We start from the raw sequence: 5,088 nt of genomic DNA, 5'->3' as shown, positions 1-5,088 counted from the left end.
GCCACTGGACGCCGCCGATACCGAAGAGGCGCGCAACAAGAACCGCCGCATCGAGCTGAAGCTGACCGAGCGGTGATCCGCAAGCCTTTGGCTTGTATCATGCGCCAGGTCGAGCCGGCTCAAGCCGGCGGCATCTAGGGCACTGGTGCGGCAGCGGCAAGAGCTGAAAAAATTACCTTTCTTTAATTACCCTTTGCCGCCATCGCCTTTTAGCCTCGGTCATGGGCCGAGAACTGCCGGCGGTGGAACTGTTCATCGCGACGCGACGGAACCTGACGGCCCGCGGCCGGAAGGCGGGCCCCTCCCAACCACCGCCTTCCCCAGTAAAGGAGACGCAACCATGCGCTTCTTGCCTCCCAGGAATCTCAAGACTGCTACGCTCGCCACACTTCTCCTCGCCGTTCCGTTTGCTGGGGCTTACCCCCGCGCGCGTGAGACGGCCTTGATCAATCAGATCCAGAGCGTGGAGACGGGTATCCAGGGCGCCATCCGGGCGAATAAGCTCGAGCCGGGCGAGGCACGTGACTTGCGCACGCAGGTCGCTCAACTCGATCGGACCGCCCAGAGGGGCGCGCGTGATGGAACGATGCCGAGCACGCAATATCAGCAGTTGCTGGCGCAGCTCGACGATGTCAGCCAAAAGCTGCGCGCCGATACCGGCAGTGCCTTCCTCATCGGCAACGGCGCCGATGGCGGATACTATCCGAACGGCTATGGCCCAACTTATCCAGGCGGCTGAAATCGGCCGCAGCGCCCGGCGCTGTGGCAATTGATTTTGCGCATGATCCTTTTCCAGGTTTCGGTTCAGGGATCATGCGCTAGCCCAACGCCAGCGCAATCAGCGGCAGCACTGCCGGCACTGTCTGGATGAACAGGATCTTACGGCCCGCCGTCGCTGCGCCGTAAAGGCCGGCGATGGCGACGGCGAGCAGGAAGAAGACTTTGAACTAGAAACCGGCGCACGCCACCGCCGTTGCGGCCGGCAGTCGATGTATCGGTCGCAGACGGTCTTCGGGGTTGCCAACAGTTTTGCATTGGTATCTTTTCCCGCCGTCAAATCAGCGGAACCCACAATGTCCTTTCAAAAACTCGACGACCTCGGCCACAAGCTCGAAGCGCTGGAACACGCCCTCGCCATCCTCGGCGCCGACGAGGCGACCCATATGGCTGTCGGCGGCGGCGAGAAGCGCGCAGAGGCAATGTCGGCGCTTGCCGGCATGCACCATGCCCGGGCGACCGCGCCGGAGATTGCCGACTGGATAGCGGCGGCCGAGCAGGAAGCGCTGAACGAAGAGCAGCAGGCCGCAGTCAGGGAATTCCGCCGGCAATACACCAACCTGACCTGCCTGCCGGTCGAGTTCGTCGAGCGCCAGACGACCGCGCGCATGCGCTCCGAGCAGCTCTGGCGCGACCTGCGCGCCAAGAACGACTGGGCCGGTTTCCTGCCGGCGCTGGAAGGCGTCGTGGCGCTGGTCCGCGAGGAGGCGGCACTTCGCGCCGAGGTGCTCGGGCTCGAGCCTTACGACGCCCTGATGGAGCAATATGACCCAGCCAATCGCACCGCCGACATCACGCCTGTGTTTGCCGAGTTGAAGACCTTCCTGAAAGGCTTCGTACCGGAGGCACTGGCCGTGCAGGAAGAGCGGCTGGCGAAACATCCGCTGAAGCCGCTTTCCGGCAGCTACCCCTTGGACAAGCAGCGCGAGCTTGGCCTCGCCATGATGGCGGCAGTCGGCTTCGACCTCACCCACGGCTCGCTGTCGGTTTCGCACCATCCGTTCTGCGGCGGGGTGCCGAGCGACGTGCGCATCACCACCCGCTACAAGACCTCGGATTTCCTGTCGGCGCTGATGGGCGTGCTGCACGAGACCGGCCATGCGCTGTACGAGCAGAACCTGCCGAAGGCGTGGGCGCACTGGCCGCTCGGCAAAGCGCGCGGCATGGCGGTGCATGAAAGCCAGAGCCTGTTCGTCGAAAAGCAGATCGGCCGCAATCCAGAATTCTGGCGCTGGGCGCTGCCGGTGGTCGAAAGGCACCTCGGCGAGAGCTGGACGATCGACGACATCCTGCCGCATGTGCACCGGGTCGAGCGCGGCCTGATCCGCGTCGATGCCGACGAGGTCACCTATCCGCTGCATGTCATCCTGCGCTACGAGCTGGAGCAGGAGCTTGTCTCGGGGCGGCTGGAAGCAGCCGACCTGCCCGAAGCCTGGGATGCCAAGATGCGCGATTATCTCGGCCTGTCGACATCAGACAATCCGGCTGATGGTCCGATGCAGGACGTCCACTGGCCGGGTGCCGCCTTCGGCTATTTCCCCTCCTACACGCTGGGCGCCATGATGGCGGCGCAGCAATGGGCGGCGCTGACCAGAGATCATCCTTCAGCCGACGAAGACCTCGCCAAGGGAGATTTCGCCGCGATCAACGACTGGCGCCGCAAAAGGATCTGGTCGCAAGGCTCGCGCTGGTCGACGCCGGAACTGCTCGAACGCGCCACCGGCGAAAAGCTCAATGCCGTGCATTTCACCGACCATCTGAAGAAGCGGTACGGGAACTGAGGCGCTTCATCTATTCCCGGTTCTTGCCGCGGTGACCGCAGAAATCCGCGAACCTGGCCTTTACTTTGGTGAGAAAGCCTCTGAAAAAGGAGTTCTTGCAAGTTGGGCGAGCGTAGATGTCTGTCTGTTACAGTTTTCATAGGATGAAGTCTTTCTGGCCCCGCTTGGTATTTTTCATCTTATTGATCGGCCTGAGTTCTCCGGCCATGTCCGACGACATGGTTCTCAAGGGTCCGGCAGAAAGCTGGGTAAAGCAGCTTGATATTCCGGCTGCCGATCCCACCCGATCGGATCAAATCAAGAATGGCGTTTCATGGCTGCTCTCGGACGACCAGATCAAGCATCGTGCCGGCGGCTACATCGAGTACTCGCGCACGGTCTATAAGATCGTCGACCGTCCCGGCCTGGATCGTGGCGCGAGTATCGATCTGCAGTTCGATCCGTCCCGACACAAGGTCACGCTCAACCATCTTCACATCATCCGCGATGGCGCCGTTCTGGACCGGCTGGAAGGCGTCGAATTCGACATCTTCCGCAGGGAAAGAGACGCCGAGAAAGGCGTCTTCGACGGCTGGCTGACAGCACATGTCAACATCGATGATGTGCGCGCCGGCGACATCGTCGATTACGGGTCGACCTACGAAGTAACACCGCTGGTCGGCAAGGATCTTTTCTTCAAGAATTTCTCCACCGAATGGGAAGAGCCGGTAGCGCTTATCCGCACAAGCATCATTTGGCCTTCGGGCCAGCCGCTCGAGATCAAGACCAGGGGAACCCGACTCAAGCCTTCAATCTCCCCGACTGGGCCGGACACCACCTATCTGTGGGAAATTCCAAACCCGAAACCGGTCAATGTCGAGGATAACCTGCCCGTGACCTATCCAGGCTGGGGCTCCATCGATGTCGCGTCTACCGCGAATTGGCAAAGTGTGGTCGATGCCGTTGCGCCCTATTACAAGCCAGCGACCGTTTTTCCCTCGGCTTTTGCCGCAAAGCTCGACGACATCGCTCTGCGGCATCCGGTGCCCGAAGACCGGATGGTCGAGGCAATGCGGTTGGTGCAGGACCAGATCCGCTATGTAAGCCTGTCGATGGGTGCCGGTTCCTACGTTCCGCGTGATCCCGCGACGGTTATCCTGAGCGGGTTCGGTGACTGCAAGGACAAGGCCCTGCTGCTGGTTTCGTCGCTTGTGCGGCTTGGCATTGCTGCCGAGGTCGCCTTGGCCGATCTCGACGAGGGAAGGGCCCTGGACCAGCATCTGCCGGCGCTTCGCGATTTCGACCATGCCATAGTCAAGGCAAGGATCGGAGCAAGGACATATTGGCTGGACGCCACGAACTATCTTCAGGGCGGCAAGGCGCACAATCTCGCACAGCCGGACTACGGCTTCGCGCTGCCGCTTTCCAGTACCGGCGGGTTGGAGAAGATGCCGAGTCCTGTGCTTACCAGCCCATCGATCCAGATCGCCGAGGAATTCGACTTTCCGCGGAAACCGGGCGATCCCCTCGTGCTGACGGTCTTCTCGACATATGAGGACGCCGATGCCGATTGGATGCGCGGCAATTTCGCCAGCCGGTCGCTGAGCGAGGTGTCGGACGCTTACCTGAAATACTACAACAAGCAATATCCGGGGATCCAAACCATCGCCAAGCCGGAAATCGTGGATCGCCGCGACGGCAACATAGTGAGCGTGAAGGAGAGTTATCGCTTGCCGGCGGAGGCGCTGGCGGCCAACGATCTGGCAAAGAATTTCCCGATCCGCGCGGCCGATCTCGGCAACAACTCTCTTCCAACGCCGACAATCGTCGGCCGAACCGGGCCCGTCTCCCTCGGCCCCCAGTTCTACCGCCGCCATAAGGTGACCGTGCGCAACCTCAAGGCGAGGTTTTCCGGCGAGTCGATGAAAAACGTCGTGACGCCCTATCTGTCTCTCAAGGCGTCCTGGTCCAACACGCCCACCGAATTTCAAGTTGAATGGAACTTTCAGACGCTGGCAACTGAAGTGCCGGCCAAGGCGATTGCCGACTATCTGAAAACCGTCGATGACCTCGCAGACCAAATTCGCTGGCAATACGATTTTACCTATGAAGAGCCGCCTGCCGATGTGCAGCTCAGCGATCCGGCAAAGGAGCAGCGACAGACCGTCGCCAGCATGCTTTTGTTGTCGTTGCTTGTTGGCGTTCCCCTGTTCATCGCCTATCGACGCGGCAAACGCCGAGCTTTCGGTAGCTGAAGAATCCCGGCGGCCGCGGGCGGACCATGATGCCGAAAAGCGGATGCCGGTTTTCGGAAAAGGTCATGGTGAAACAAGAAGATGGAGCCCCATCTCGATGAAATCGGGATGGAACAGGCTCTGACTCGATAGCCGATGCTACTCCGCCGCGCCCCTGAAAGCATTCGCCCCGGTTTCGAACTGCAGCTTGGCCAGCCGCGCATAGATGCCGCCCTTGGCGACCAGGCTCTGATGCGTGCCTTCCTCGACGATGCGGCCGCCATCCATGACCAGGATGCGATCGGCCTTCAGCACGG

The 5,088-nt window shown here is 61.2% G+C and carries 3 protein-coding genes and 1 pseudogene; 3 read left to right on the top strand and 1 reads right to left on the bottom strand.

The features are described 5' to 3' along the window. The first annotated feature begins 442 nt into the window (after positions 1-442). Positions 443-739, top strand: coding sequence for a hypothetical protein (locus E5W70_RS26485; protein ID WP_292664031.1), 297 nt, complete (start codon positions 443-445; stop codon positions 737-739). A gap of 79 nt (positions 740-818) precedes the next feature. Here the strand turns inward: E5W70_RS26485 and E5W70_RS26480 are convergent. Further along, positions 819-959: pseudogene (locus E5W70_RS26480) on the bottom strand (DUF1304 family protein); the annotation flags it as partial. A 114-nt stretch (positions 960-1,073) separates the two neighbouring features. Between E5W70_RS26480 and E5W70_RS26475 the strand changes: the two are divergent. Then, the gene (locus tag E5W70_RS26475) at positions 1,074-2,558 is read left to right on the top strand and encodes a carboxypeptidase M32 (RefSeq protein ID WP_292664029.1); all 1,485 of its coding nucleotides are present in this window, start codon (positions 1,074-1,076) and stop codon (positions 2,556-2,558) included. 206 nt (positions 2,559-2,764) lie between these two features. Beyond that, complete coding sequence (locus E5W70_RS26470; RefSeq protein WP_292664027.1) at positions 2,765-4,792, top strand: DUF3857 domain-containing protein; 2,028 nt, start codon at positions 2,765-2,767, stop codon at positions 4,790-4,792. Positions 4,793-5,088: the final 296 nt, after the last annotated feature.

This window comes from Mesorhizobium sp. (assembly GCF_005063415.1).
Classification (GTDB): domain Bacteria; phylum Pseudomonadota; class Alphaproteobacteria; order Rhizobiales; family Rhizobiaceae; genus Mesorhizobium.
The sequence above is the reverse complement of the archived record's forward strand: the minus strand, read 5'-3'. Positions and strand labels throughout refer to the sequence as shown.